This is a genomic window from Aquicoccus porphyridii, assembly GCF_008369105.1.
Taxonomy (GTDB): domain Bacteria; phylum Pseudomonadota; class Alphaproteobacteria; order Rhodobacterales; family Rhodobacteraceae; genus Aquicoccus; species Aquicoccus porphyridii.
The window spans coordinates 1-371 of record NZ_VINQ01000219.1; the positions used below are offsets into that span (position 1 = coordinate 1).

The window sequence follows — 371 nt, forward strand, 5'->3', positions numbered from 1 at the left end:
AGCGCGGCCTGCTGGCTATCGGTCAACTCCAGGAGGTTGGCCAGCAGCAGCGGGCCCATCTCGCTGATGGTGGTGCGCAACGGGTGGCCGGTCTTCCCGGCGATGTCCCAGAGCGTGGTCGGGTAGGCCTTCGGCTGGTAGTTCAGCCACGGCATGCTGGCGATACGTTCGGCGACCTTGCCCTGCGGGTTGCCCGGCGCGGCGATGCCGCACAGGTCGCCCTTGATGTCGGCGGCGAACACCGCGACACCGGCATCGCTGAAGGATTCGGCGAGGTGCTGCAAGGTCACCGTCTTGCCGGTACCGGTGGCGCCGGCGATCAATCCATGACGGTTGGCCAGGCGCCAGGCCTGTCCTACCGGCTGGCCATC

Annotated in this window: 1 protein-coding gene; it reads right to left on the reverse strand. The window is 68.2% G+C overall.

What is annotated here, in order from left to right:
- A partial coding sequence (locus tag FLO80_RS24260; RefSeq protein WP_149187177.1) for a helicase HerA-like domain-containing protein occupies positions 1–371 on the reverse strand: 371 nt, incomplete at both ends.